Source organism: Pseudomonas sp. LAP_36 (assembly GCF_019456785.1).
In the GTDB taxonomy this organism is placed as follows: domain Bacteria; phylum Pseudomonadota; class Gammaproteobacteria; order Pseudomonadales; family Pseudomonadaceae; genus Aquipseudomonas; species Aquipseudomonas tritici.
Genome location: NZ_JAHZMS010000002.1, coordinates 102,707 through 125,784, shown reverse-complemented (window position 1 = coordinate 125,784; position 23,078 = coordinate 102,707). Strand labels below are relative to the sequence as shown.

General features: G+C 57.2%; 24 protein-coding genes and 1 pseudogene. 14 read left to right on the top strand and 11 right to left on the bottom strand.

Annotated features, from left to right (window positions below):
* The first annotated feature begins 133 nt into the window (after nucleotides 1-133).
* The 4 genes from JBO08_RS06120 to JBO08_RS06105 all read left to right on the top strand — a co-directional run bounded on the left by JBO08_RS06120 (nucleotide 134) and on the right by JBO08_RS06105 (nucleotide 3,261).
* Entirely contained in the window at nucleotides 134-424 is a 291-nt protein-coding gene (locus tag JBO08_RS06120) for a type II toxin-antitoxin system ParD family antitoxin (protein WP_057010991.1), read from the top strand.
* Nucleotides 425-426: 2 nt separating this feature from the next.
* Complete coding sequence (locus tag JBO08_RS06115) at nucleotides 427-783, top strand: type II toxin-antitoxin system RelE/ParE family toxin (RefSeq protein WP_065873166.1); 357 nt, start codon at nucleotides 427-429, stop codon at nucleotides 781-783.
* A gap of 676 nt (nucleotides 784-1,459) precedes the next feature.
* On the top strand, nucleotides 1,460-2,293 hold the full coding sequence (locus tag JBO08_RS06110; RefSeq protein WP_065873167.1) for an oxidoreductase: 834 nt from the start codon (nucleotides 1,460-1,462) through the stop codon (nucleotides 2,291-2,293).
* 26 nt (nucleotides 2,294-2,319) lie between these two features.
* Nucleotides 2,320-3,261: an AraC family transcriptional regulator gene (locus tag JBO08_RS06105; protein WP_220074305.1), complete on the top strand. Its 942-nt coding sequence runs from the start codon at nucleotides 2,320-2,322 to the stop codon at nucleotides 3,259-3,261.
* Between the two features lie 154 nt (nucleotides 3,262-3,415).
* Here JBO08_RS06105 and JBO08_RS06100 read toward each other — a convergent pair whose 3' ends face one another.
* The 4 genes from JBO08_RS06100 to JBO08_RS06085 all read right to left on the bottom strand — a co-directional run bounded on the left by JBO08_RS06100 (nucleotide 3,416) and on the right by JBO08_RS06085 (nucleotide 6,829).
* Nucleotides 3,416-3,808, bottom strand: a complete 393-nt coding sequence (locus JBO08_RS06100; RefSeq protein WP_056860328.1) for a RidA family protein — start codon at nucleotides 3,806-3,808, stop codon at nucleotides 3,416-3,418.
* A 951-nt stretch (nucleotides 3,809-4,759) separates the two neighbouring features.
* Nucleotides 4,760-5,530, bottom strand: coding sequence for a molybdopterin-dependent oxidoreductase (locus JBO08_RS06095; protein ID WP_056859946.1), 771 nt, complete (start codon nucleotides 5,528-5,530; stop codon nucleotides 4,760-4,762).
* Nucleotides 5,523-6,146: a cytochrome b/b6 domain-containing protein gene (locus JBO08_RS06090; RefSeq protein ID WP_220074306.1), complete on the bottom strand. Its 624-nt coding sequence runs from the start codon at nucleotides 6,144-6,146 to the stop codon at nucleotides 5,523-5,525. The genes JBO08_RS06095 and JBO08_RS06090 overlap by 8 nt, the downstream gene beginning before the upstream one ends.
* Nucleotides 6,147-6,217: 71 nt before the next feature.
* Entirely contained in the window at nucleotides 6,218-6,829 is a 612-nt protein-coding gene (locus JBO08_RS06085; protein ID WP_056859944.1) for a hypothetical protein, read from the bottom strand.
* Between the two features lie 215 nt (nucleotides 6,830-7,044).
* Between JBO08_RS06085 and JBO08_RS06080 the strand changes: the two genes are divergently transcribed.
* A complete protein-coding gene (locus JBO08_RS06080) occupies nucleotides 7,045-7,740 on the top strand; it encodes a heavy metal response regulator transcription factor (RefSeq protein WP_056859943.1) in 696 nt (231 codons plus the stop codon).
* Nucleotides 7,713-9,107 (top strand): heavy metal sensor histidine kinase, encoded by a 1,395-nt coding sequence (locus JBO08_RS06075; RefSeq protein ID WP_065873171.1) that lies wholly within the window; start codon nucleotides 7,713-7,715, stop codon nucleotides 9,105-9,107. Before JBO08_RS06080 ends, JBO08_RS06075 begins: the two co-directional genes overlap by 28 nt.
* A 60-nt stretch (nucleotides 9,108-9,167) precedes the next feature.
* On the opposite strand, the gene JBO08_RS06070 is transcribed toward JBO08_RS06075, so the two are convergent.
* Both JBO08_RS06070 and JBO08_RS06065 read right to left on the bottom strand, forming a co-directional pair.
* Entirely contained in the window at nucleotides 9,168-9,674 is a 507-nt protein-coding gene (locus JBO08_RS06070; RefSeq protein WP_083207141.1) for a nuclear transport factor 2 family protein, read from the bottom strand.
* A 79-nt stretch (nucleotides 9,675-9,753) separates the two neighbouring features.
* Nucleotides 9,754-10,512, bottom strand: a complete 759-nt coding sequence (locus JBO08_RS06065; RefSeq protein WP_056860326.1) for an SDR family oxidoreductase — start codon at nucleotides 10,510-10,512, stop codon at nucleotides 9,754-9,756.
* 222 nt (nucleotides 10,513-10,734) lie between these two features.
* On the opposite strand from JBO08_RS06065, the gene JBO08_RS06060 reads away from it, so the two are divergent.
* Nucleotides 10,735-12,192, top strand: coding sequence for an MFS transporter (locus JBO08_RS06060; protein ID WP_065873172.1), 1,458 nt, complete (start codon nucleotides 10,735-10,737; stop codon nucleotides 12,190-12,192).
* Between the two features lies 1 nt (nucleotide 12,193).
* Here JBO08_RS06060 and JBO08_RS06055 read toward each other — a convergent pair whose 3' ends face one another.
* A complete protein-coding gene (locus JBO08_RS06055; RefSeq protein WP_065873173.1) occupies nucleotides 12,194-13,054 on the bottom strand; it encodes a LysR family transcriptional regulator in 861 nt (286 codons plus the stop codon).
* Nucleotides 13,055-13,173: 119 nt separating this feature from the next.
* Here JBO08_RS06055 and JBO08_RS28085 point away from each other — a divergent pair, with 119 nt between their 5' ends.
* The 3 genes from JBO08_RS28085 to JBO08_RS06040 all read left to right on the top strand — a co-directional run bounded on the left by JBO08_RS28085 (nucleotide 13,174) and on the right by JBO08_RS06040 (nucleotide 16,262).
* Entirely contained in the window at nucleotides 13,174-15,036 is a 1,863-nt protein-coding gene (locus tag JBO08_RS28085; RefSeq protein WP_256530503.1) for an NAD(P)-binding domain-containing protein, read from the top strand.
* An 88-nt stretch (nucleotides 15,037-15,124) separates the two neighbouring features.
* On the top strand, nucleotides 15,125-15,472 hold the full coding sequence (locus JBO08_RS06045; RefSeq protein WP_065873174.1) for a chorismate mutase: 348 nt from the start codon (nucleotides 15,125-15,127) through the stop codon (nucleotides 15,470-15,472).
* A gap of 148 nt (nucleotides 15,473-15,620) precedes the next feature.
* On the top strand, nucleotides 15,621-16,262 hold the full coding sequence (locus tag JBO08_RS06040) for a hypothetical protein (protein WP_065873175.1): 642 nt from the start codon (nucleotides 15,621-15,623) through the stop codon (nucleotides 16,260-16,262).
* Between the two features lie 488 nt (nucleotides 16,263-16,750).
* On the opposite strand, the gene JBO08_RS06035 is transcribed toward JBO08_RS06040, so the two are convergent.
* Complete coding sequence (locus tag JBO08_RS06035) at nucleotides 16,751-17,644, bottom strand: DMT family transporter (RefSeq protein ID WP_220074433.1); 894 nt, start codon at nucleotides 17,642-17,644, stop codon at nucleotides 16,751-16,753.
* A 153-nt stretch (nucleotides 17,645-17,797) separates the two neighbouring features.
* Here JBO08_RS06035 and JBO08_RS06030 point away from each other — a divergent pair, with 153 nt between their 5' ends.
* Nucleotides 17,798-18,379 carry a helix-turn-helix domain-containing protein gene (locus tag JBO08_RS06030; protein WP_065880471.1) on the top strand — a complete coding sequence of 194 codons (582 nt, stop codon included), beginning with the start codon at nucleotides 17,798-17,800 and terminating at the stop codon, nucleotides 18,377-18,379.
* A 147-nt stretch (nucleotides 18,380-18,526) separates the two neighbouring features.
* A pseudogene (locus JBO08_RS06025) lies at nucleotides 18,527-18,985 on the top strand (transketolase C-terminal domain-containing protein); the annotation flags it as partial.
* 18 nt (nucleotides 18,986-19,003) lie between these two features.
* Here the strand turns inward: JBO08_RS06025 and JBO08_RS06020 are convergent.
* Nucleotides 19,004-19,399 carry a RidA family protein gene (locus JBO08_RS06020; RefSeq protein ID WP_065873178.1) on the bottom strand — a complete coding sequence of 132 codons (396 nt, stop codon included), beginning with the start codon at nucleotides 19,397-19,399 and terminating at the stop codon, nucleotides 19,004-19,006.
* Between the two features lie 117 nt (nucleotides 19,400-19,516).
* On the opposite strand from JBO08_RS06020, the gene JBO08_RS06015 reads away from it, so the two are divergent.
* Entirely contained in the window at nucleotides 19,517-20,449 is a 933-nt protein-coding gene (locus tag JBO08_RS06015) for a LysR family transcriptional regulator (protein ID WP_065891013.1), read from the top strand.
* A 9-nt stretch (nucleotides 20,450-20,458) separates the two neighbouring features.
* Here JBO08_RS06015 and JBO08_RS06010 read toward each other — a convergent pair whose 3' ends face one another.
* Together JBO08_RS06010 and JBO08_RS06005 are read right to left on the bottom strand one after the other, a co-directional pair.
* Nucleotides 20,459-21,460 carry an NADP-dependent oxidoreductase gene (locus tag JBO08_RS06010; RefSeq protein WP_065909307.1) on the bottom strand — a complete coding sequence of 334 codons (1,002 nt, stop codon included), beginning with the start codon at nucleotides 21,458-21,460 and terminating at the stop codon, nucleotides 20,459-20,461.
* A gap of 29 nt (nucleotides 21,461-21,489) precedes the next feature.
* Entirely contained in the window at nucleotides 21,490-22,278 is a 789-nt protein-coding gene (locus JBO08_RS06005; RefSeq protein WP_065909305.1) for an SDR family oxidoreductase, read from the bottom strand.
* Between the two features lie 192 nt (nucleotides 22,279-22,470).
* On the opposite strand from JBO08_RS06005, the gene JBO08_RS06000 reads away from it, so the two are divergent.
* Nucleotides 22,471-23,055 (top strand): TetR family transcriptional regulator, encoded by a 585-nt coding sequence (locus tag JBO08_RS06000; protein WP_065873249.1) that lies wholly within the window; start codon nucleotides 22,471-22,473, stop codon nucleotides 23,053-23,055.
* The last annotated feature ends 23 nt before the right edge of the window (nucleotides 23,056-23,078 follow it).

Below are 23,078 nucleotides of genomic sequence, written 5' to 3'. Positions count from 1 at the left end.
TGAACCTTGCTGATTGGCGCCAAGTCAGCCGTCACCTGATCGCCGGATGTCGGCCCCAGGCTATTCTCCAGAGCGAAATTGGCATAATATGCCAACATCAAAAGTACCTGTCTGCATAGAACTGGAGCTAGTTATGGCGACGCGAAACGTTGTGCTCACCCCTCACCAGGACCAGGTTATCCATGACTTGGTGCAGTCCGGCCGTTATCAGAATGCCAGCGAAGTGATGCGAGAAGGTTTACGTTTATTGGAGCAGCGCGTCGCCGAAGACACCGCCAAAATTGAGGCACTGCGTCAGGCGACCTCGATCGGTATCATGGATCTTGAGCACGGGCGCTTTACTCAGGTGAACGAGGGTGATCTGGAGCACTACCTCGAGAGCTTGAGCCTGGAGGCAACCCTCCCTGCGAGAGAGAAACACTGAGTATGCCGCAGTATCGGATCTCCAACCCGGCTCGTGCCGACATTGTTGACATCCTCAGGCTCTCCCAGACGCAGTTCGGCGATCAAGCACGCCAGCGCTACCAGGCGCTGATCCTCGCGGCGCTGCAAGCGCTTGCCGACACGCCTTATCGCATTGGCAGCCACGACCGCGATGAACTTGCACCGGGCCTTCGCAGCTATCACCTCATTTATTCACGCCAGCAGGCCAAACACACCCATGGAACGGTCAAAAGCCCACGCCATATAGTGTTCTATCGTGTGACAAACGACGACGTGATCGAGGTCGTCAGACTCCTTCATGACGCCATGGAAGTGCAGTTGCACTTGCCTAACGACTGATCAGCGACCTGGCCCAACGGCTTAACTGGCCGGGAATAGCGAAGTCCGTCGGAGATCGCCATTTGCGATCACTCGCACACTCGGTATGAATGGGGGCAAAAGTGGGGGCAAACAAAAGTGTTATCGACCTGAAAACATTGTCCCAGAGCCTAGTCAAAATGTTTTTTGGCGCCCCTGAGAGCCTTTAGGCTTCGTCTGGCAGGCTGTTTAGCTGAGCATTTCTGGCTTTTCATGGGCATGGAGATCCATTCATTTGCAAGCCCGCCAGTCCCGTTGCCTCACCGAAATCGCCATCAATTTATTCTGGCCCAGCAAATACAACCGCGCCCCGTCAATAAATGGTTCAGGCACCTGATGTTCGATCTGTTCGGCGATTAACTGCGCGCGCAGCCTTTACTGCCAATGCGAAAACCTTGGAGCGCAGGTGCGACACCTTCGGCCAGACCGCATGCACATCAGCGTTACCGAAAAACGACTTGCGACACGAAGCAGACATTAGAGCAGGTAAATAAGCCCGTCGTTTTTCTTCCTTTGGCCTCGTTTTTTGCCAGCAGATTTCAAGTTGCTCACCGAGCACTCCGATAGAATCAGGCAATACTAAAATCGAATCAGGCACAGTTCCCAACCACTCTCCGCCCTAGCATAGCCTGACCTTATATATTCAGGAGTGCGCCCCATGCGTGCAGAAAAAACCATTTTTATCACGGGCGTTAGTAGCGGCTTTGGCCAGGCCCTGGCTAAGGAAGCTCTCGCTCAGGGCCATCGAGTGATCGGCACTGTTCGCAGCGAATCCTCTCTGGCAACGTTCCAAACGCTCTTGCCTGAGAGAGCCCATGGCGTGGTGCTGGACGTTACCCACTTTAATGCCATCGACGCCGTCGTCGTCGCTGTTGAGGATCAGTATGGCCCAGTGGATGTGCTGGTTAACAACGCGGGTTATGGCCACGAAGGGGTTTTCGAGGAGTCGTCGTTGGAGGAAATGCGCCGTCAGTTCGACGTCAATGTATTCGGCGCGGTGGCGATGACCAAGGCGTTTGTGCCCTTTTTTCGCCAGCGACGGGCGGGGCATATCCTCAATATCACGTCCATGGGTGGTTATATCACCATGCCAGGTATTGCTTACTACTGCGGTAGCAAATTTGCCCTGGAGGGCATCTCTGATACGTTGAACAAGGAACTTGCACCCTTCAATATTTTTGTAACGGCCGTGGCGCCGGGGTCTTTCCGAACGGACTGGGCAGGTCGTTCGATGCAGCGTACGCCGCGCAGCATCAGTGACTACGATGCGACCTTCGACCCGGTGCGAAAAGCCCGTGAGGAAAAAAGCGGCCTTCAACTGGGCGACCCGCAGAAAGCCGCACGCGCCATGATGACTATTATCAACAGCCCTAACCCGCCGGCTCAACTGCTGCTGGGCAGTGACGCCCTGGCTCTGGTGCGTGACAAGCTGCACCGGACGGCGGAGAGTATTGAGCAATGGGAAGCGCTTAGCTGTTCCACGGATGGCTGAGCATAACAGTGGAGAACGGGCAATCGATGCCGAAACCCAAGAACCTGAGCACTGCGCGTATGGTGCAGTTGATGGACCAGCTTGCACCGCTGGAGGGTTACAACCTGAGTCCGCTGGATGATGTGCGTTTTCTGCGTTCCAACCGGCCGCTGACGCGCACGCCGGTTTTATATGAACCGGGCATTGTCATCCTCTGTCAGGGGCAGAAACGCGGCTATCTGGGTGATGAAGTTTACATCTATGACGCCCAGCATTATCTGGTGGTGTCAGTGCCAGTGCCTTTTACAATGGAGACCGACGCTAGCGAGGCGGAGCCAATGCTGGCGGTGTACATACGTCTGGATTTCAATCTGGCCGGCGAGCTGATTCAGCAGGTAGATGAGGTATGGAACATCCGCGTGGCTCAGCCTATGGGTATGTACGCCTCGCCCATGGACGAACCGCTGCGCCAGTCGACCCTGCGTTTTCTGGAAGTCATGGGCGACTGCGCCGACGCGCAAATCCTCGGACCAGCAATGTTGCGCGAACTCTACTACCGCATCCTCACTGGCGAACAAGGCGGTACCCTACGCGCGGCTATCGCCCAGCAGGGTCAGTTCGGCAAGGTGACGCGCGCCATTCACAAAATCCACCGCTGTTACCACGAGCATCTGGATGTAGAAATCCTCGCCCAGGAAGCGCAGATGAGCGTGCCTAACTTTCATCTGCATTTTCGCAAGGTGACCGATTCCTCGCCTATGCAGTACCTCAAGTCGACGCGGTTGCATCAAGCGCGATTACTGATGCTGCGTAACGACCTGACAGCGGCCAAGTCGGCATTTCTGGTGGGTTATGAAAGTGCTTCGCAATTTAGCCGCGATTTCAAGCGCCTCTTCGGACGCACGCCAATAGCGGAGGTGGCGGGGATGAAGCAGGCTTATGCGTTGCCGGCACCGACAACCCCGTCGCCCTTCGTGTCATCACACTGAGCTTCAAACAATCCTGTCTTGCCCGTCGCCAGTAGGCGTGGGAACGTGCGGATGGCGTGCCTGCCGACACAACGGGCGAGTGAAGTGTCACATCTGCTGCCGCATAGATAAACACCCATCCAGGATTTGTATATTCAGGTGCCTATCAGAAAAGTTATCGTTCTACGGCGATACATTTGATCTCCACGAGAAGGCCGGGGCGAGCCAGTTCACCGACACCTATGCATGTCCATGCACAAGTACTCCGAGGAAAGACTTTATCCTTCACTCGTCTAAAAATTGGCATGTGGCGGTGCATATCGACGTGATAAGTTGTCATTTCGACGACATCTTCAAATTCGCACCCGCCGGCTTCCAAGACGAGCCGGAGATTGTCCCAAGCTGCCAAAAACTGCTGCTCTGGGTCTTCGATAACTGATAATTCCGGCGTCCGGCCTACCTGACCAGCGCAGTAAAGAGTCTTTCCTACCTTTACAGCTGGTGCATAACCAGCATGCTCGCAGAGCAATCTCATGCCATCTGGAACAATGATCTGACGATCAGTCATGGTTGTGGAGCCCAAAATATAAACGGATACGAAAGCTAACTCACGTGCCAGAACGGCGTCCAATCGGGTCACTGGGACTCAGCCTCATAAAACCGCATTCGCCACTCTAGAAACCCCGGCCAGTAAGCGAACGACAGACCACTAATAAATAAAGACGCGCATTGGCGTAGCTGCTTTCTCGATAGAAATACTAGCCCCGCGGCGAAAGAGCTATCGAGATCCGCCCGTTTAACGCCCTTACTCTGAAATTGACTTGTCGAGAAGGTGGCTCTCGACTGAAGAGGACTTGCGACGGCGAAAAATCCGTACGCCAGGCGACCGTAGCGGTGCTCTAACAATCTCAATCGGTAACCAGGTGAGGGTTATCGGGGAAAGAGCCACTGCGGTAGCGAACGCATTCAATCCCTCTTTGCAGATCACATCAGAAGAGAATTCGCTTTCCTCGCCATTGAAAGTACACACGATTCGCTCATCAAAGGACTTTGAGTAGGGCCGTCTACCCTCCTCATTTCCGCAGGTGTGTTTGATAATCTCACTGCTATCCAGAATGTTTCGATCAGGGAAGTTGAAGTCCGCAATATCCAAGCCACTGGCTCGCGTACCTGGCACTGATCGGCCCGGTCTGCTGAAAGAACCGTCGGCGTTCCTTCGCCATGGCAACAATTGAAGCAGCGCTCGCATCTCCGGCCGGCATGACAGGTTTGTGGTCGATTCCGATAACAGATGAGCGCGGGTTGTATCCGGCTCCTGCACAGGTGATCTGGACTGAGCCTGCAATTGGGATTGGAAATCTGCACTATGGGTCGTTGCCCGCTTCTTGTTTTCTGAAGTCGGTAACACTGATGAAGCTGGCGGTACCGCAGATATATAGGTCATGGGGACGCCTCATATCAGGTCTGGTGTCATGAGTCTCGCCAGCATTCCTGGCGTGGCTGTTCAGTTTTTGCGCTATCAGATCCCGCTGAACCAGTTGTATCCCTGGTCTTCCCAATACCCGCCCGGGTTGTCGTTGCTCACGAAAATCTCGACAACATGCTTGGGGTTTTTGAAGCCCAATTTGGTGGGTACTCGAACCCGCAGCGGATAGCCGTACTCGGGCGGCAACGCGACATCAGCGTAATCCAGCGCCAGCAGTGTCTGTGGGTGCAAGGCCGTCGGCATGTCCAGACTGGAGTAATAGCGATCAGCACATTTGAAACCGACGAATTTCGCTGTGGTATCGGCACCGATGTGTTCCAGAAAGGTTTTGAGCGGTACACCTCCCCATTGTCCTATGGCGCTCCAACCTTCAACACAGATCAAACGGGTGATATCGCTACGTTGCGGCAGTTTGCGCAAGCTTTCGAGTGTCCATGGAGCCTTGTCCCTGACCCGACCGGAGACGGCGAGCGAGTAACTGGCGAGGTCCACTTCAGGGATATCGTCCTGGCCATAGAATGCGTTGAACGGAAATGGCGTAGTGATCTGCGCGCGGGTGAAGGTCGGCGCCAGTTTCTGTCCGCTGAACAGCCATGCCTGGACCCTATCGTTCCAGCGCGACATGGCCCAAAGGACCTTGTCAACCTGATCGCCGTCCTGCAGGTTGCAGCCGGTCAGCATCGACATCGCACCCACGGTCAAGCCGGCACGAAGGAAATGCCGGCGCTGGATATTCTCCAACTCAAGCTGTTGCGCAGGTTCAAGCCTGACGCGCTGAACAGTTCCTTTTCTGGATTCAGTCATGGCCATTTCTCCTGATATCAAGCGACCGCACCCCACCTGAAATCATTGGCAGCAGGGTTTTGGGTACCAGCATTACCAACCCAAGATGAATCACGACGAATGCAGCAATTACCGCCATCGCCGCAAAATGTACGTAGCGAGCGACGTCATAGCCGCCCAGTAGCGCGACCAGCTCTAGAAGTTGAATGGGTTTCCAGATCGCCACACCCGAAATGACGACGAGTGCGCCTGCTGCCAGCACCATCCAGTACATCAGGCGCTGCACAGCGTTATAGACACCCTTTTCATGCACGAGCCGGAAGCGCAAAGCGTCCGTAAAATCACGCTTCAATGCGACAAGCCCAATGGGCAGCAACTCACGTTTGAAATGGCGACTGACGACGCCATACAGCACATAGATTGCGCCGTTGATCAGCAGCAGCCACATGAATGCAAAGTGCCAGGCCAGCGCCCCACCCAACCACCCGCCCACGGTTACCGACACTGGAAACCTGAAGCCGAACAGTGGCGAGGCGTTGTAAATGGCCCAACCGCTCATGAACATGCAGACCATGCAGGCGGCGTTGAGCCAGTGGGTGAGGCGAACCGGCCAGGGATGAAGCTTTTTCTGTCTCACGTGTTTCCCCCTCGAAACCAGCCATGTAGCGGAGCGTTGCCAAGCGGCAGCGCCCCTGCCTTTTCAGGTGATTACATCGGTGGCTGGAAGCCATCCTTGCCAACTGCAATGCCGCGCGCGGTGGTTCCATCTGCGGCGGGGAACACGACAATTTTCGTACCTTTGACCAGTTCATCGGCTTTGCCTGGCTCGACGTAGGCAATTGGCACATCGTCCGGTACGACGATTTGTTTCTCGCCACCCTTGTAGTTGACGGTCAATGTGCGGCCGTCAGCTTTGGACAGTTTCCCCACGGTACCGTTGGTCATGGTGCCTGTGCTGCCATCCGCGTTCTGCCAGCCATAATGACCTTCGCCGCTGCCCTTCAGGCTGGCGTCAAAAACCGTCACCTCCAGCGCCTTCAATGTTCCGTTGGCCTGCGGGATGGCCGCCGAGCCAATGAAGCTGTCGGATTTGATCGATTCGATATTGGCCTTCGATACCCGGTTGATACCGGTCTTGTCAGTCAGTCCGATAGTCTGCTGGGCGCCGGAGCGGACAGTGAATGTCAGCGTATTGTTGCTGACGCTTTCCACCGTGCCACGCAGCGGTTTGATCACCGGCATGTCAGCCGCGGTAGCAATGACGGCAGCACTGAGCATCAACAAACCGAATGTGGTAGACAAGGCGTTTTTTAGTTGCATGGTGACGATTCCTCATGGGGTGATGTGCCGCCATCCTCGACCGCAGACCGGGACGTCACGATGACCGCCGAATGACATTTTTGTCATTCGTCAGCCCTGCCCATGAATGACAGAAATGTAACCGACTGCGCCCGCTCATCCCGTTACACTGCACAGCCGAGATACCGATGTCGCGGGCTGAATCCTGTCATGAAGAGACCCGAGCGCGCCTCACGATGCATATCCTGCTGATCGAAGATGACACCAAAACAGGTGAGTACCTCAAAAAGGGGCTCGGCGAGTCCGGTTACAACGTCGACTGGACCCAGCACGGCGCCGACGGCCTGCACATGGCCTTGCATACGACCTACGATCTGATCGTGCTGGACGTGATGTTGCCCGGGATTGACGGGTTTCAGATCATCGAGCTTTTGCGCGCCAGACAAGACGTCCCCGTGCTGTTCCTGACCGCGCGCGACCAGTTGCAGGACCGCATTCGCGGCCTGGAACTGGGCGCCGATGACTACTTGGTCAAACCTTTTTCGTTTACTGAACTGCTGTTACGCATCCGCACCATCTTGCGTCGCGGTGTCGTGCGCGAAGCCGACCATTTCCACCTCGCCGACCTCGAGCTGGATCTGGTCCGGCGCCGCGTTACACGCCAGCAGCAGGTGATCGTGCTGACCAACAAGGAGTTCGCCCTGCTGCATCTGTTTCTGCGCCGGGCAGGCGATGTGCTGTCCAGGACACAGATCGCTTCGGAAGTCTGGGACATGAATTTTGACAGCGATACCAACGTGGTGGACGTAGCGGTCAAGCGCCTGCGCAGCAAGGTCGATCAGCCCTACCCTATCAAGCTGATCCATACCATTCGCGGTATCGGCTATGTCTGCGAGGTGAGGCCATGCGGTCCCGACGCCAACCCTCTCTGACCCTGCGATCGACCGTGGCGTTTTCCATGGTAGCGATGCTGGCCGTGGCCGGTGCAGGCGTTTATCTGTATCAGACGATGAAAGCCTCGGTATTGGTGTACAGCGATCATGCGGTCATGGGCCGCCTGGAACATTTTCGCAAGCTGCTGCACTACGAACTCGCCATCGAAAAGCTGCGCGACAGCCCGCAGATTTTCAAGAACATGCTCGACAGCGAAGACGACATCTTCATCATTGAAGAGCCCGGACAGCAACCGGTAATCCAGGTAAATCCACTGAACGTCACGTTGCCTGAACTGCCCGTGATCGGCCAGGATACAAAGCTGAGCGTCAGTGACCTGCGTAGCGGCGTGACCGACTCGGGAACAATGCTGCGCGCCGCCTCCGTCGTCACGACGTCGGGGGGACGTGAAGTGCGCCTGACCGCCGCGCACCTCATGGGCAAGGAAATGGCTATGCTCGCGGCGTATCGCGAACGTATCTACCTGGCCGTTGCCCTTGCGTTTCTGGCCACCGCGTTGCTGGGTTACCTGGTACTGCGTCGAGGGCTGCGTCCGTTACGCAAGATGGCCGCGCATGCGGCAGCGATAACACCCGAGCGTCTGCACAGCCGTATGGACAGCTCCGATACGCCGGTTGAACTGCAACAGCTGAGTGACGCCTATAACGCGATGCTCGATCGTCTTGCCCGGGGTTATCAACGATTGACGCAATTTTCCGCTGACCTTGCCCATGAAATCCGCACGCCGGTGGGGTCGCTGATGGGGCATTGCCAGGTCGCCCTTCGCCAGCGCCGCAGCGAGGATGACTATCAGGCACTGATCGCTTCGAACCTTGAAGAGCTCGAACGGATCTCGCGCATCGTCGAAAGCATTCTGTTCCTTGCGCGCGCCGATGAAGCGCACGCACTGGTGGAGCGCCAGCAACTATCGCTGCATGACGAATCGCAGCGCATTGCCGACTATTTTGAAGGCTTGGCTGAAGAGCGGCGAATGACCGTACAGATAACAGGCGATGGAAACGTGCTCGCTGACCCTTTGCTGCTGCGCAGAGCCTTGAGCAACCTGGTGGCAAACGCCGTTCGCTATGCCTACGAGGGCACCGAGATTCAGATCCGGGTGATGGAAACCCCCGGCGGAGCCCGCATTGAAGTGGAGAACCAAGGGCCTGTGCTGAGTGACGAAACCGTGGGCAAACTCTTCGACCGCTTTTACCGCGGCGATGCGTCTCGCCACCAGAACTCTGACTCCTACGGCCTTGGCCTCGCCATCGTCGTGGCAATCATGCAACTGCATGAAGGTCACGTGCGTGTCGAACAGCCAAAGCCCGGGGTTATCTGTTTTTCGCTGTCATTCCCTGGAGCTTGAACGACGTCGGCGGACAGTGCTTGTCGTTCGCTGCCCCCAACTGAAACTCATGCGCGCAGGTCAACTGTCTGAGGGCTTGCCCAGGCTCTGGTGCTCGACCGGCGCATACTTTTCTTCGCCAGCAACGGGTACCCAGTCCTTCAAAGGTGTAAGAAAGTGCAGTTCAAAACGACGTGACAAGAACGCCCATCTTCCGTCCCGACGTTCAAACCTGTCGTGGTACAGCCCGCTGACTTGCACCGGGCCTTTTTCAATGTCGTGAAACAGGCAATCCGCAGCCACCGTACCCACCGCGCTGTCACCCTTAATATCGATCAGCGGGTTGGCCATCCAGTGATGCATATGTGGCATCTGGCGCCAGCTGTTTTGCGCCATCGCGAGGATTTCGTCACGGTTTCCGGCTTGGCCAAAACCCGGTAGATCCAGTGCTGATTCTTCGTGCCAGATACCGCTCAGGAGCGAGGCGTCGATGCGGTCGAAGGCATTGGCGTAGGCGTTTATCAGCGACTCGATGGCGGCGCGACTTTCCAGGGCGTCCAGTCGGGCGGTCAGTTGTTCCATGTTCATGATGGGGTTTCCTGCTGAGGCTTCGCATAAGCGACGAAGGCAGCCCTCCGCGAGGGCTGCGCTACGGTTGAGCACGTGTTCAGATCTGCGACAGGCCGCCGTCGACCATCAGCTCCACACCGTTGACATATTTCGCATCGGCAGATGCAAGGAACAGCGCCGACGAGGCGATTTCTTCAGGTTGGGCCATATACCCCAGCGGAGTGATCTGCTCGACGTGTTGGCGCAGCGCGGCAATGTCGCTCTCGCTCATCTTCAAGCCGTTATCCATCAGAGGCGTGCGGGTGAAGCCAGGGCTCAGGACATTCGCTCGAATCTTGCGACCTTTGAGTTCGTTGGCCCAAGTCCTGGCGAAGGACCGTACTGCGGCCTTGGATGCGTTGTAGAGGCTCAGTCCTTCCATCCCATTGCTGGAACAGATAGAGGCCGTCAACACGATCGACGCACCGTTTTTCAACAATGGCATCAACGTTTGAACGGTAAAAAAAACCCCCTTCACGTTAATGTCGAACATGTTGAAATAAGCCGCCTCGGTGGTCTCGCCCAGCGGGTTCTTTTCGCAAATACCCGCGTTGGCAAACACTGAGTCCAGCTGATCGTCGCGCGCCTCAATTGTAGCTTTGAGTTTATCGAGATCAGCCTGGCTGGCGACATCGGAAATGACCGCTACGACTCTGTCGCCTAGCTTCGCCACCGCCGCCTCTAGCGTGGCTGCAGAACGACCCGTGATGTAAACACGCTTGGCTCCCTCGGCAATCAAACCTTGCGCAATTGCAAACCCGATCCCTGTGGATGCCCCGGTGACGACTGCAACCTGATTAGCGAATTTGCCTGACATATCTGACTCCTCAGTCTCGATTATGTGGCTCGACTGGAACCACAGTGCGGCCATTTTGAGAGGAGTCAGGGGCTGAGCGGCACTGCCATAAATGAACATTGGCCGTTCATTTATGTGAGGCGTAAGGGAAGGTTTGATCGTTTAGATTGGAGTCAGCTGATTCAGAGCATGACCTGCAATCGAGAATATTCTGGAACCGAAGGGTTCCAGGAAGGAGACCTTATGCCTAAGACAAAAGTCGCCCCCCCGGAACCGCGGCGTTGGTTGATGTTCACCATCTTGTTGGTCGGTGCATTTTTACCGCCGCTGGATTTTTTCATCGTCAACGTAGCGCTGCCTTCAATTCAGCAATCGCTAGGCACGGCCTCCTCCGCCGAACAGTTGATCATCTCCTCGTATGCGGCGCTTTATGCCGTGACACTGATTACCGGTGGACGGCTGGGTGACATCTATGGCCGCATGAGAATGTTCTTCGTTGGTCTGGTTGGCTTTGCCGTTGCCTCACTGATCTGCGGTGTAGCCGAGTCACCCTGGGTGTTGATCGCCGGACGTTCGCTGCAAGGCGTGACGGCAGCCATCATGGCACCTCAGGCACTCGCATCAGTGCAGGCGATATTCCCCGACTCCGAAAAGCCCTTGGCACTGAGCCTGTATGGCGCGGTCTTTGGTCTGGCTTCGGTAGTCGGCCAGGCACTTGGCGGAATATTGATATCGCTCAACCTGATGAACCTGGGCTGGCGGGCGATATTTCTGGTGAATTTACCGATTTCGTTACTGGTCATCCTTGTCGCCATTCCAGTGGTCAAGGAAACCCACGCACCACAGACAAGCAAGCTGGATCTGGGCGGAACGCTATTGTCGATGGTGACGCTTGCGGCTCTGATCATTCCTCTGATCGAGGGGCGTGAATCGGGTTGGCCTTTGTGGGCCTGGCTGTCGCTTGCAGCGGTGCCGCTGCTGGCCTGGCTGTTCTGGCGCTACGAAGCCCGCCTGCATCAAGCGCAAGGTGCTCCGTTGCTGAATCCTGCCGCACTGCGCGCGCCCGGTCTTGCCCGGGCACTGCTCGTCGCCCTCACCTTTTACGCGATCGGCGTGTTTTTCCTGCTGCTTTCCATTTATCTACAGGGAGCGCTGCACACGAGCCCACTCAATGCAGGCCTCGTCTTCCTTCCTTTCGGCGCGGGATTTTTGCTGGGACCGCTTTCCACCCCTCAGTTCAGGCGTTTTCTGGGGGCATACGTCAATCCCGTCGGAATGGGGCTTGAAGTGTTGGGATTTGTGCTCTTGGCCTGGCTCGTGGCGCACACGCCGATGTCCGCCAGCCCCGCTGCGCTGCCCCTTGCCGTCATTCTGTTTCTGATCGGTTTCGGACAAGGATTAGCCCTTCCGACATTGATGCGCATGATCACAGGACGTGTGGCACCCGCATACTCCGGCATGATTGCAGGCATTACCAGCTCCACCCTGCAAATCAGCACGTCACTGAGCGTGGCAATAATAGGCGGCATTTTCTACACCCTTCTAGGCACGGATACGGACGCGGCTGCCATCACCCACGCTTTCACCGTCTCCATACTCTGCATCGCAGCATGCCTGGCGGTAGGCGCGGGATTGAGCCTTACCCTGACGCGCCAACCTGCTACTGATCCGCAAACGGCGGCCATGCACCCAGCAGAGTGAGTCAACCGCATGCCTGATTGCCGATCATGATGGAAGCAAGATCGGCAAGAGCACGAAGGCTGTCCATCTGGCGCATGTCCTGGTGGTAGCCCATCCATATGTCGCGACCCGGTGGCGGCTCGTGCGGATCAATCAACCGCAGCGCCGTTAATTGGTCACCCAAGGCGCGGGGCAATACGGCAACGCCCTGCCCCTGCGTGCACATTTGCGCCTGGACTGTGCGGCTGCTACTGGTGAACACGGTACGCGCCAGAGGGTAACGCTGCTGCAGCCACTGCACATCGGGATAATGAGACTGGGCAACACTCATGGTAATCAAACCAACCCCCTCGCCCTGTGGCTCGGGATCAGCAGATCCGACGGCCGTGTATAACCCATAGCTCAGGGAGATCAGCTTGCGGTGAACAATATCGGGTTCGGTGAAAGGGACGATTCGAAACGCGATATCGGCGTCGCGACGAGCCAGGTCAAACAATCGATGCCCGGCGATAACCTCAGGCACAATCAGAGGGTAACGTCGCCCCAGTTCACTGAGGACGGGGGCCAGCACATAACAGGCAAACCAGTCAGCGCAAGAAATGCGCAACACACCTTCTGGCTGGGCGCTGTCGCCCGCCAGGCGCCTTTCGATGGCCAACGCACTCTGCTCCATTTCCTGCGCTAGGCTGAGCAGCTTCTCTCCGCTGTCGGTCAGTACCAAACCTTGGGTGGTACGCAGGAAAATGGGCTGGCCACTGGACTGCTCAAGCACCTGCAAGCGCCGCCCCACGGTCGGATGGCTAACACCCAACAGCTTGGCGGCAGCGCCCAATGACCCACTGCGGGCAATCGCGAGAAAGATCCGCACATCACTCCAGTCCATACTCTACCCCGTACAAAAATGAACAGTGAGAGTGCAGTAATGGCAGTGCCGTAGCAATCCCAGGCTCGACATACTTCTCTGCATACACCTTCGTCGAAACACCAACCGAGGGACTGCAAATGAAGATTGGCTTTATCGGTGTGGGAAGCATGACCAGAGCGATCATTCCGTTGCTCATCCGGGCCGGCCATCACGTATCGGCATGGAACCGTAGTCACGCTGCGATTATGGATCTCGAAGGAGTAAGCGTTCTCGAATCCCCGTCCTCGGCCTTTCAGCAAGAGGTCGTCATCAGCCTGCTGGCCGATGATGCCGCCGTCAGGGAAGTGCTGCTGTCCAGCGCTGCTCTGGAAAATGCAGACAAGGCCTGCGTGCATGTCGTGATGTCGACTTTGTCGCCTTCACTCATGGTCGAGTTGCAGGGCATGCATGATGCAATCGGCATGGCATTGGTCGCGGCACCGGTTTTCGGCGTGCCCGCCGTGGCCGCGAGCGGCGAGTTGAACATCCTGGCGGCCGGATCGCAGCTAGCTGTCTCGACGGTTCAACCGCTGTTTGACCTGCTCGGGAAAAAAACCTGGTATCTGGGCGATCAGCCTGAACACGCGTGTATCGCGAAAATCGCCGGCAACATGATGATCACTCAAGCCATCCAGTCGCTGGGCGAAGCAAGCGGACTCGTTCAACGCCACGGACTGACCCCTTCGATTTTCGTCAACCTCATGACCCAGACCCTGTTCGCCTGCCCCAGTTATCAACGGTATGGGCAGAACATCGCCAACAACAGCTTTGAACCGGGTTTCAAACTGTCTCTTGGCCTCAAGGATATAAATCTGGCTATTGATGCGGGCCGTCTCAAGGACCTGGAACTGCCTGCTGCGGATGCAGTGCGATCGAAAATGACGTCGGCAGTAGCCCGGGGAGACGGGCACAAGGACTGGTCGGTCTTCGCTACACAGACACTTACCCAATCAGCCGTTCATGCCCAGCAACCCTGGCGAAGCGCACCGATAAAACGTACGCGGCGTGGCAACTTCTGGGTGACCGGCGCCCGTGTTACCCAGAACGGTAAAAATTTCCAGAAGGGTCCGATGTACGTAGCCTGGGAATCCCCTGAGCACATCACTCAAGCCTATCCCGTGGTGCTGGTGCACGGCGGCACGCTGCAGGGCACCGAATGGCTGGATACACCCGATGGTCGCCCGGGATGGGCGCAGCGGTTCCTCGAAGCGGGCTTCGTAGTCTTTCGCGTCGACAGACCCGGCCACGGGCGATCGCCGTATCACCCCGACATCATGGGACCGATGGGGCCAGCGTTCTCCTATGAACGCGCCCGCGAAGTTTACTTTCCAGAGGGAGGTGGAGAAACGCAGTGGCCGTTTGAGTCGGATGACGAAGCAGCGTTTGACGCCTTCATTGCAGCTTACGGCCCCATGCCGGCTGACCTTGCGGCCTCGCAGACCCTGGACGCGGACCGACTGGCCGAACTGCTCGACAGAATCGGTAAGGCCATCATCGTTACGCATTCCGCTTCCGGGCCCAGTGGCTGGTTGGTCGCCGATCGTCGACCCGACCTGATCGCAGGGATTGTGGCAGTGGAGCCTATGGGGCCGGTATTTGGCCATACGCCGGGTATAGGCAGCCTCGAATGGGGACTGACCGCCGCCCCTTTGACCTTTGATCCGCCTCGCGAGACGGCGGAGCAAGTCCGCACAGCAGAACCATCAACCCTGAAAATTCCCGGATTGCAGGGCGTTCCGGTAGCGCTGATGACAGGTGAGACATCAGCGTTTGCTTCTTACGCATCCAGCATTGTCCCTTTCCTGCGAAATGCCGGTGCCAACATTCACCATCTGGATCTACCGGCACTGGGTATTCACGGCAACGGCCACGGATTGATCTATGAACGCAATTCAGACTCGGCTTTCAAGGTAGTCATGCAGTGGCTGGAGGAATCGTTGAACATGCCCGATCCCGCGTAAAGCGCCTGCTCAGGTTCTCCGTCCAATCATGGAAGGACCAAGGAAGGGTACAGACAAGCCCCTTAGAACAACTGCCACGAGGTTATCCATGGACAATTCCGACATCACGCGTCAACTCTCGGCATTCAGACAAACCATCGACAATATCGACGCCGCGCTCATCCACATGCTTGCTGAACGGTTCCGCTGTACTGATGAGGTCGGCTTGCTTAAAGCCCGACATCAATTGCCAGCGGTGGACAAGAAGAGAGAGCAGCATCAATACGAACGTCTGACAGCCCTCGCCCAGGAGGCCAACCTCGATACGGCCTTCGTCCAGAAGCTGATGCAGTTTGTCATCGGTGAAGTGGTCGACCGCCACAGACAATTTGCGACCAGGCATAACCCAGGACTCTGCGAGGGCGCTGTCCTCAAACCTGAAAACACCGCCGTCTAACCCGCCGCCTCCCCTCACTAGACGCCCGGGAATTGCTGATAGATCGCAGACAACTCGATAGAGAAGCGACTGAATAAGCCCCTTTCTCCGACCGATTCCTGAAAGGCAATTAGACTATCAAGACGAGCAGAACCGCATGAAATGGCCAATGATCGATCAGATTCGCAGTTTCACTGTTTTACCCTCTGGCTACACATGGGATTACCTGAAACGCGAGGAGATCGATGTAGCGATAATTTTTTTCCAGACGTGGTTTCCCTCCATTACGGTGGGGTTAGGGAGCCCTTTTCTGAACCAGCAATTTTATGAAGACAACGTGGTGCTCGAAGACGATCTGGAGCGGGCGATGTTCGCTATAGTGGTCCGCCGAAATCATGAAATCGTCGCGATAGCAACGTGGGAAAAAATTGACGGCGCTGATGTCATCTTCGGGCGAGTGGGCGCGGTAGCCAAACATCATAGACAAACCAAACTGGCCGTAGCTGCCCAAGACCTCGGAGAAAAAATGGGAAGGTTCATGGGAGCGGGCTTGATCTATGGTATGGCGACAACCAGCGCTCCGTATATGCAACAAGCATTGGAGCATGCGGGTTACAAAGCCGTAGGAATAATGCCTGGCTTCGACCAAGAGGAAACAGAGCCAGGAATCGTTCGCAGGGTTTACGAAGTCATCTACGCAAAACGACTCGCCCCCAACTCAAATTTTCTGATTCCTTCAGTACACAACCTCACACCGACCGTCGCTCGGCTTTATGCAGAAATATTTCACGAAACAATCAGGGCTGAATGAGAGGCAAGCATAAAACCAGTGTGTTTCGGATCAAATAAAGATCCTCGCTCACGCTGATTGCGTTGCTCGGGAGCGCCGCTTTAGCTTGCGTGCCAAAAGAACGCGAAGGCGCACCGAATACCAGGTACTGCCATACTGGAGTCAGTCGCAGGTCACCATTCAAGATCACTCGCACACTCAATGCGATTGGGGGCAAAAGGGGGGGCAAATAACAGCATTATCGACCTGAAAACGCCTTCCTAGAGCCTAGTCAAAATGTTTTTTGGTGATCCGGACAGCCTGTAACAGAACTCCACTAGATTATATAAAGACCTTTCATAATTGGTTCTTTAAAAGGTGCGGGTGACTCATGGCAGTCCCTCAAAACAAACAAGAACTGCTCAGCGTCATCAAGCAGGTGCCTGCGCATCGGGTCAACGAACGCAGCCTACATGAAGCCGCTGCCGGCAGCGGTGATGTCATAGGCGACGGCGACATCGCGACAGGCTCTACGTCATTTCCTGGCGCGGCGCGCTGCCCAGCGACCAACCGAAGTTCATGCCCGCAGCCGCCAGCAGAATGGCGCCCGCCCCGATCACCTGCAGGCCTCCAAGCGGATGCGCGAAGGCAACCCAGTCAACCAGGATGGCGACGATCGGATAGATGAATGACAGTGCGCCGACCAGCGACGTGGGGATTTTCTGGATGGCGCTGTACAAAAGGGTCGACATCAGACCGGTATGGACCACGCCGATAATGATCAGGTAAGCCCAGGCACCCTCGATCATAGCGACTCTGGTGAAGTCGACGAACGGTGCCAGGGCCAGCACGCCTACCACCATCTGGATCAGCACGATCAGGTGCGCGGGCAAGTCCTTGAGGCGCTTGGTGATCGCCGCCGCGACAGCGTAGAAAAAGGCTGAAGCCAAGGCCAGGCAAACGCCCAGCAGGTAGTCGGCGCCTGCGGCCTGTCCATTGCCTTTGGCGGACACGATCAGCATCAGACCGGCGAAGGCCAGCAGCAGCCAGCCGACCTTGGCGAGGTTGAGGCGTTCCGCGAAGAACAGCACACCCAGACCAACCAGCATGAACGGCTGAACGTGGTAGACCACCGTTGCAATGGCGATAGTGGAATGTTTGTAGGCACTGAATAGCAGCACCCAGTTCAGAATCAGCGCCACACCGCCCAGGCATACCAGCAAGAACTGCCGAGCGTTGATGCGGCAACGGCGCAGCACACCGAGCATCAGGCACGCGATCAGCATCGCCATTGCGCCAAACAGGCACCGCCAGAACACCACCGCCTCAGGACTCTGTCCCGACATGATGACGAACCAGCCCACCGTGCCGGAGATCACCATGGCCGAAATCATTTCCAGCGTCCCACGGGTTTTCGACTTCATCACTCACTGCTTCCCTGCTGTTGGCATTGCCGCACCCTGACCCGCCATTCGCGGGCCTGGCTCAAAAATAGAACTTTATAATGAATTAATGGCCGTTATACTGAACATCGCACGGGTAAGCGTCAACCCATTTCAGGATGATATGCAGAACAAATGAACAGCAAAACGAACGAAACGTTGAGGAATAACGCCAGCCGAATTGAGTTACTGGCCCTTTCAATCAAACGCGAGCGCCTGGCCGCCGGGCTTTCCTTGACCGAGCTGGCGAAGCGCGCCGGGGTGGCAAAGTCGACGTTGTCTCAGCTGGAGTCAGGCATCGGTAATCCCAGCATCGAAACCTTGTGGTCACTGGCGATTGCAATGGGCTTGCAAGTCACCCGGTTCTTCGAACAACCCCAGCAGGCACTGAGGATAATTCGCGCCAATGAGGGCATGACGGCCTATGCCGAGACTGCCCATTATGCAGCGACACTGCTCGCTGATTGCCCGGCGGGCGTGCAGCGCGATATCTACCGGCTCAACGTGCAACCCGGCGAAGTTCGGCGGTCTCAGCCCCACCCACAGGGCACCGTAGAGCACGTGGTGCTGTGCAGCGGCAGTGCCCATGTCGGCCCGGCGACGGGACCTGTGTTGCTGAATGCTGGCGACTACATCAGCTACCTGGCGAATGTGCCTCACGTGTTCGAAGCACTCGAGGCGGACACCACTGCGGTGATGGTGATAGAACATCCCTGAGGGTGCGAAAGGCTTCAGCGGCCTCCGAGCGCGGCCTAACCGGTGCGCTGTCGGCGGATAAACCTGCGGGCTAAAACACGAAACTGTGCCCGAGTTCTCCCTCCATCCACTCCAGGAAACGCCTGACCCTGGGAAAGCTCGAGTGCGATGCGCTTGCTGCGTGGCAACGTACCGTTGGTGCTCGACGAATACGGCTATAAATTCGAGATTGGCAAAGCCAAGACCCTGCGCACGGGCAACGATGTCCTGATCATTTCCACCGGGCTGATGACCATGCGCGCACTGGAAGCGGCCAAGGAACTCCAGGCGGAAGGCGTGGATGTCGCGGTGTTGCACGTACCGACCATCAAGCCTCTGGATGAGCAGACTATTCTGGCCGAGGCCAGAAAGTCGGGGCGCCTGGTCGTGACGGCGGAAAACCACTCCATTATCGGCGGCTTGGGCGAAGCCGTGGCGACCGTGCTGTTGCGCAACGGGGTGACGCCGACCTTCCGGCAAATCGCTCTGCCGGATGCGTTTCTCGATGCCGGCGCACTCCCGACGTTGCACGATCGCTACGGTATTTCTATCCAGGCGGTGTGCGCGCAGATCAAGGACTGGCTATAAGGGCTATCGGCCGCAGCTTCAGGCCTGCGGCAACCGCGCAACGACCTTGATCTCGAAATCAAAACCATACAGCCAGGTCACGCCGACCGCCGTGATCGTTGGAAAAGGCGCTTGCCCCCAGTAATGCGGTACCACTTCCCATACGTCTTCGAAGATTTTTTGCGGATCGACCATGAAGACGGTCACGTCCTGCACATCATCAAAGGTGCAACCGGCAGCAGCCAATACGGCATTGAGATTGTTGAAGGCACGGTGAACCTGAGCCTTGAGCTCCGGTTCGGGCGATCCGTCTTCACGGCTGCCGACTTGTCCTGAAACAAACAGCAGGCCATTACTGCGCACCGCAGCCGAGTAACGATTGCGCTCGTAAAGGTCCTGGCGTGCGGCGGGAAATACTGCGTCTCGAGTGTTCATCAGCAAAACTCCAGTGGTTGGTCAGCGACATCAACACTGTAGGGCGCTTGCCCAGGGCGGATAAACCAGCAATGCTGGCCATCACTGTTTGCGATTCCCAAACAATCTGGAGCGTCCATGGACCGTTTCGACGCCATGCAAGCCTTTGCGCGAGTGGTAGAGACAGGCAGCTTCACCCGCGCCGCCCGCACCTTGCACATGAGTAAAACCACCGTCACCCAGTTGATCCAACAATTGGAAGCGCGCTTGCGCGTGAAGCTGCTCAACCGCACCACACGCACGGTAAAAGTCACCGCTGATGGCCTCGCCTACTACGAGCGGGTGCAATTACTGCTGGCCGCCCTGGATGATGCCGACACCGCGCTGTCCGGGGCCGCAGCCGCGCCGCGCGGACGCCTGCGGGTCGACGTGCCCAGCCCACTGGCCCGTTTGATCCTGATCCCGGCCTTGCCGGCGTTTCATGAGCACTACCCGGATATCCAGCTGGACCTGGGCGTAAGCGACCGGAATATCAGCCTGATCGATGACAGCGTTGATTGCGTGATTCGCGGTGGAGAAATCACCGATATATCGCTAGTGGCACGGCACATCGCGGACTTGCCGCTGGGCGTGTACGCGGCGCCCGGTTACCTGGCACTGCATGGCACGCCCGCTCACCCGCGAGAATTGCAGGAAGGTACGCACCGTGTCGTCGGTTATCGCCAGGCGCGTACCGGCAAGGCGCTGCCCTACACGCTGCGACGCACAGAAGAAACCGTGGTAGTGCACGGCCGGCACGCGCTGACAGTCGACGATGGCAATGCCTACCTGGCCGCCGGCCAGGCCGGGCTGGGCGTGCTATGGCTGCCGCACTACATGGCGATGCAACCCGTGGCGAATGGCGAACTGGTCCGGCTGTTCGAAGACTGGACCATCGCGCCGATGCCGCTGCATATCGCCTACACGCCGAACCGCCATGTAAGCCGCAAGTTAAGGGTGTTCATGGACTGGGTGATGGAGTTGATGGCAGAGCATGTACCGCAGATTGCCCCGCCCTCGCCCGGCAGATGATGTTCCGTTTCATTTGATCTTGATCACCACTTTGCCTTTGGCACGGCCTTGTGCCAGATAGTCGAGCGCTTCCTTGGCCTGCTCGAACGCAAACACCTTGTCGATCACCGGCTGGATTTGGCCCGACTCAAGCAGCTTGCCAATTTCAGTCAGTTGGGCGCCTTCAGGACGCGCAAACAGGAAGGAATACGCCACGCCGTTTTTTCTCGCCAGCCGCACGATCTTGCGACTCATCAGCCCGAAGACGAACTCGAGGAAGACATTCAACCCACGAGCGCGAGCAAACGCTTTATCCAACGGCCCGACGAGGGAAATGATCTTGCCGCCAGGCTTGAGGATCTCGACGGCCTTCTCGATGGCATCTCCTCTGATCGTACCGAGCACCAGGTCATAGCCGTGCAGCACGTTCTCGAACGCTTGCTGCTTGTAATCGATCACCTCATCGGCGCCCAGGATGCCGACCATCTGGACATTGGCGGTACTGGTGTTGGTTGCCACCTTGGCACCGAGGTACTTGGCCAGCTGGATCGCAAACGTCCCAATGCCGCCGGAACCCGCAGGAATGAAGACTTTCTGGCCGGGTTGCAGATCGGCGCGCTCTTTCAGGGCTTGCCACGAGGTGAGCCCGACCATCGGAATCGAAGCGGCTTGCACAAAGTCCAGGTTGGCAGGCTTTGGCGCAGCGACAGCCTCGGGCACCGCCACATATTCAGCGATTGACCCGGTGCCCAGGTCGAACACATTGGCAAACACGGCATCGCCCACCTTGAAGCGGGTCACATTGCTCCCCACCTCGGCCACCACGCCGGCCAGGTCGCTGCCCATGACGGCCGGCAATTGGAACTTCAAGACCGGCTTGAACACCCCTGCGGTGATCATGTTGTCGACCGGGTTAACGGCTGCGGCATGCACTTCGACCAGCATTTCGTTGGGTTTCAACACTGGACGAGGCACTTGGGCAAATTCGATGCCTGGAGATTTGCCATAGCGTTTGAAGGTGAGCGCTTTCATGGTGCTGTGATTCCGTAGAGGGATGGATATCAGGCTTGCGCTTGATAACGCTCGGCGGCATGGGCTTGGCGAATGTCGCTCAACAACCCTTGGCGCGCCTGATCCAGCGCATCCCAACGACCCGCCGCGTGCAGTGGCGGAATAGTGACGAGCTCGCGACGGTCAAAGCCGACCAATGCAGCGTCTACCAGCTCTTCAACATCCATGACGTCGGAAAGCGTGTTGAGGTCGATCCCGGCGCGCTCCCAGATTTCGGTGCGGGTTGCCGCTGGCAGCACGGCCTGCACATACACGCCTTTGGGCGACAACTCCACGTTCAGGCCTTGGGACAGGAACAGCACGTAAGCCTTGGTGGCGCCATAAATCGTCATGCCGAACTCGGGTGCGAACCCCACCACTGATCCAAGATTGACGATCGAGCCTGTACCGGCCTGCGCGAAGCGTGGCGCGACTGCTGCTGCAAGGCGTGTCACCGCGGTGATGTTCAGTGAGATAAGCCCTTCGATCGCCTCGGTGCTTTGCTGGACCATACTGCCGGACTGAGCCAGGCCGGCATTGTTGATCAGAATGCCGATACGGGAGTCGACGCGCAGGCGGGTTTCGACGGCGGTGAGATCAGCGCTACGGGTCAGGTCGGCTTGCAGCACGTCGACCGCCACGCCGGTGTCTTTACGTAGACGTTCGGCCAGGGTCTCAAGGCGTGCCTTGTCACGTGCAACAAGCACCAGGTCGTGGCCACGACGAGCAAAGCGTTCGGCGTAGGTGGCGCCAATCCCGGAGGAGGCGCCAGTGATCAGCACAGTAGCAGGCGTTGTCATGCGATGAATTCCTTCATAAGGGTTTTTGGCACGGGCTGAAACGGTGTGAGCTTCAGCCGCAGATTCAAGGATTCTGCTGTTGGAACGCACTTATGATTACGGCCATAATCTAAAATGTCAACGGTTTGATGTCGATCAACATCAATGTATGATGAAGCACTCACACTTGAACAAAACGTTGTTGGGTATTCGATGAAGGTCACTAAACAGCAAGCACAGGCCAACCGGGCGCACATCGTTGAAACCGCCTCCGCGCTTTTTCGCGAGCGCGGTTATGACGGCGTCGGTATTGCCGATCTGATGGCGGCGGCGGGCTTTACCCAGGGAGGCTTTTACAAGCACTTCCGGTCCAAAGCCGATCTGATGGCAGAATCGGCCACTTGCGGCTTGATGCAGTCCACCGCATTGACGGCTGAGGGTTCAGCGTCCGAATTCTTGAAGGTGTATCTCTCTCGTGAGCATCGCGACAACCGCGCCACCGGCTGCACGATGGCGGCGTTGTGCGGGGATGCGGCGCGCAAAGAGGACGACGTGCGGGCCACATTTGCTGCTGGCATCGAGGCTCAATTAGCAGCGTTACGAGGCAAGTCCGACAGTGCGGACTCTGCCGAGGCTCGGGCAAAGCGCCTCGCCACAATGGCGCATGCATTGGGCGCCATCGTCATGTCGCGCGCCTGCCCTGACGACTCGCCGCTGGCTGATGAGATTCTGCAGGTTTGTCGCGAAGCAATCTTCGCGTCGTTGACGCCAGATGACACCCGTGAATTGATTGACTGAACGTCACAGCAACCGCAGCCTGA

What these genes read in the sequence shown, in the direction of transcription:
- JBO08_RS06120 (WP_057010991.1), top strand. Translation starts at nt 134, where the DNA reads ATGGCGACGCGAAACGTTGTGCTCACCCCTCACCAGGACCAGGTTATC.
- JBO08_RS06115 (WP_065873166.1), top strand. Translation starts at nt 427, where the DNA reads ATGCCGCAGTATCGGATCTCCAACCCGGCTCGTGCCGACATTGTTGAC.
- JBO08_RS06110 (WP_065873167.1), top strand. Translation starts at nt 1,460, where the DNA reads ATGCGTGCAGAAAAAACCATTTTTATCACGGGCGTTAGTAGCGGCTTT.
- JBO08_RS06105 (WP_220074305.1), top strand. Translation starts at nt 2,320, where the DNA reads ATGCCGAAACCCAAGAACCTGAGCACTGCGCGTATGGTGCAGTTGATG.
- JBO08_RS06100 (WP_056860328.1), bottom strand. Translation starts at nt 3,808, where the DNA reads ATGACTGATCGTCAGATCATTGTTCCAGATGGCATGAGATTGCTCTGC.
- JBO08_RS06095 (WP_056859946.1), bottom strand. Translation starts at nt 5,530, where the DNA reads ATGACTGAATCCAGAAAAGGAACTGTTCAGCGCGTCAGGCTTGAACCT.
- JBO08_RS06085 (WP_056859944.1), bottom strand. Translation starts at nt 6,829, where the DNA reads ATGCAACTAAAAAACGCCTTGTCTACCACATTCGGTTTGTTGATGCTC.
- JBO08_RS06080 (WP_056859943.1), top strand. Translation starts at nt 7,045, where the DNA reads ATGCATATCCTGCTGATCGAAGATGACACCAAAACAGGTGAGTACCTC.
- JBO08_RS06075 (WP_065873171.1), top strand. Translation starts at nt 7,713, where the DNA reads ATGCGGTCCCGACGCCAACCCTCTCTGACCCTGCGATCGACCGTGGCG.
- JBO08_RS06070 (WP_083207141.1), bottom strand. Translation starts at nt 9,674, where the DNA reads ATGAACATGGAACAACTGACCGCCCGACTGGACGCCCTGGAAAGTCGC.
- JBO08_RS06065 (WP_056860326.1), bottom strand. Translation starts at nt 10,512, where the DNA reads ATGTCAGGCAAATTCGCTAATCAGGTTGCAGTCGTCACCGGGGCATCC.
- JBO08_RS06060 (WP_065873172.1), top strand. Translation starts at nt 10,735, where the DNA reads ATGCCTAAGACAAAAGTCGCCCCCCCGGAACCGCGGCGTTGGTTGATG.
- JBO08_RS06055 (WP_065873173.1), bottom strand. Translation starts at nt 13,054, where the DNA reads ATGGACTGGAGTGATGTGCGGATCTTTCTCGCGATTGCCCGCAGTGGG.
- JBO08_RS28085 (WP_256530503.1), top strand. Translation starts at nt 13,174, where the DNA reads ATGAAGATTGGCTTTATCGGTGTGGGAAGCATGACCAGAGCGATCATT.
- JBO08_RS06045 (WP_065873174.1), top strand. Translation starts at nt 15,125, where the DNA reads ATGGACAATTCCGACATCACGCGTCAACTCTCGGCATTCAGACAAACC.
- JBO08_RS06040 (WP_065873175.1), top strand. Translation starts at nt 15,621, where the DNA reads ATGATCGATCAGATTCGCAGTTTCACTGTTTTACCCTCTGGCTACACA.
- JBO08_RS06035 (WP_220074433.1), bottom strand. Translation starts at nt 17,644, where the DNA reads ATGAAGTCGAAAACCCGTGGGACGCTGGAAATGATTTCGGCCATGGTG.
- JBO08_RS06030 (WP_065880471.1), top strand. Translation starts at nt 17,798, where the DNA reads ATGAACAGCAAAACGAACGAAACGTTGAGGAATAACGCCAGCCGAATT.
- JBO08_RS06020 (WP_065873178.1), bottom strand. Translation starts at nt 19,399, where the DNA reads ATGAACACTCGAGACGCAGTATTTCCCGCCGCACGCCAGGACCTTTAC.
- JBO08_RS06015 (WP_065891013.1), top strand. Translation starts at nt 19,517, where the DNA reads ATGGACCGTTTCGACGCCATGCAAGCCTTTGCGCGAGTGGTAGAGACA.
- JBO08_RS06010 (WP_065909307.1), bottom strand. Translation starts at nt 21,460, where the DNA reads ATGAAAGCGCTCACCTTCAAACGCTATGGCAAATCTCCAGGCATCGAA.
- JBO08_RS06005 (WP_065909305.1), bottom strand. Translation starts at nt 22,278, where the DNA reads ATGACAACGCCTGCTACTGTGCTGATCACTGGCGCCTCCTCCGGGATT.
- JBO08_RS06000 (WP_065873249.1), top strand. Translation starts at nt 22,471, where the DNA reads ATGAAGGTCACTAAACAGCAAGCACAGGCCAACCGGGCGCACATCGTT.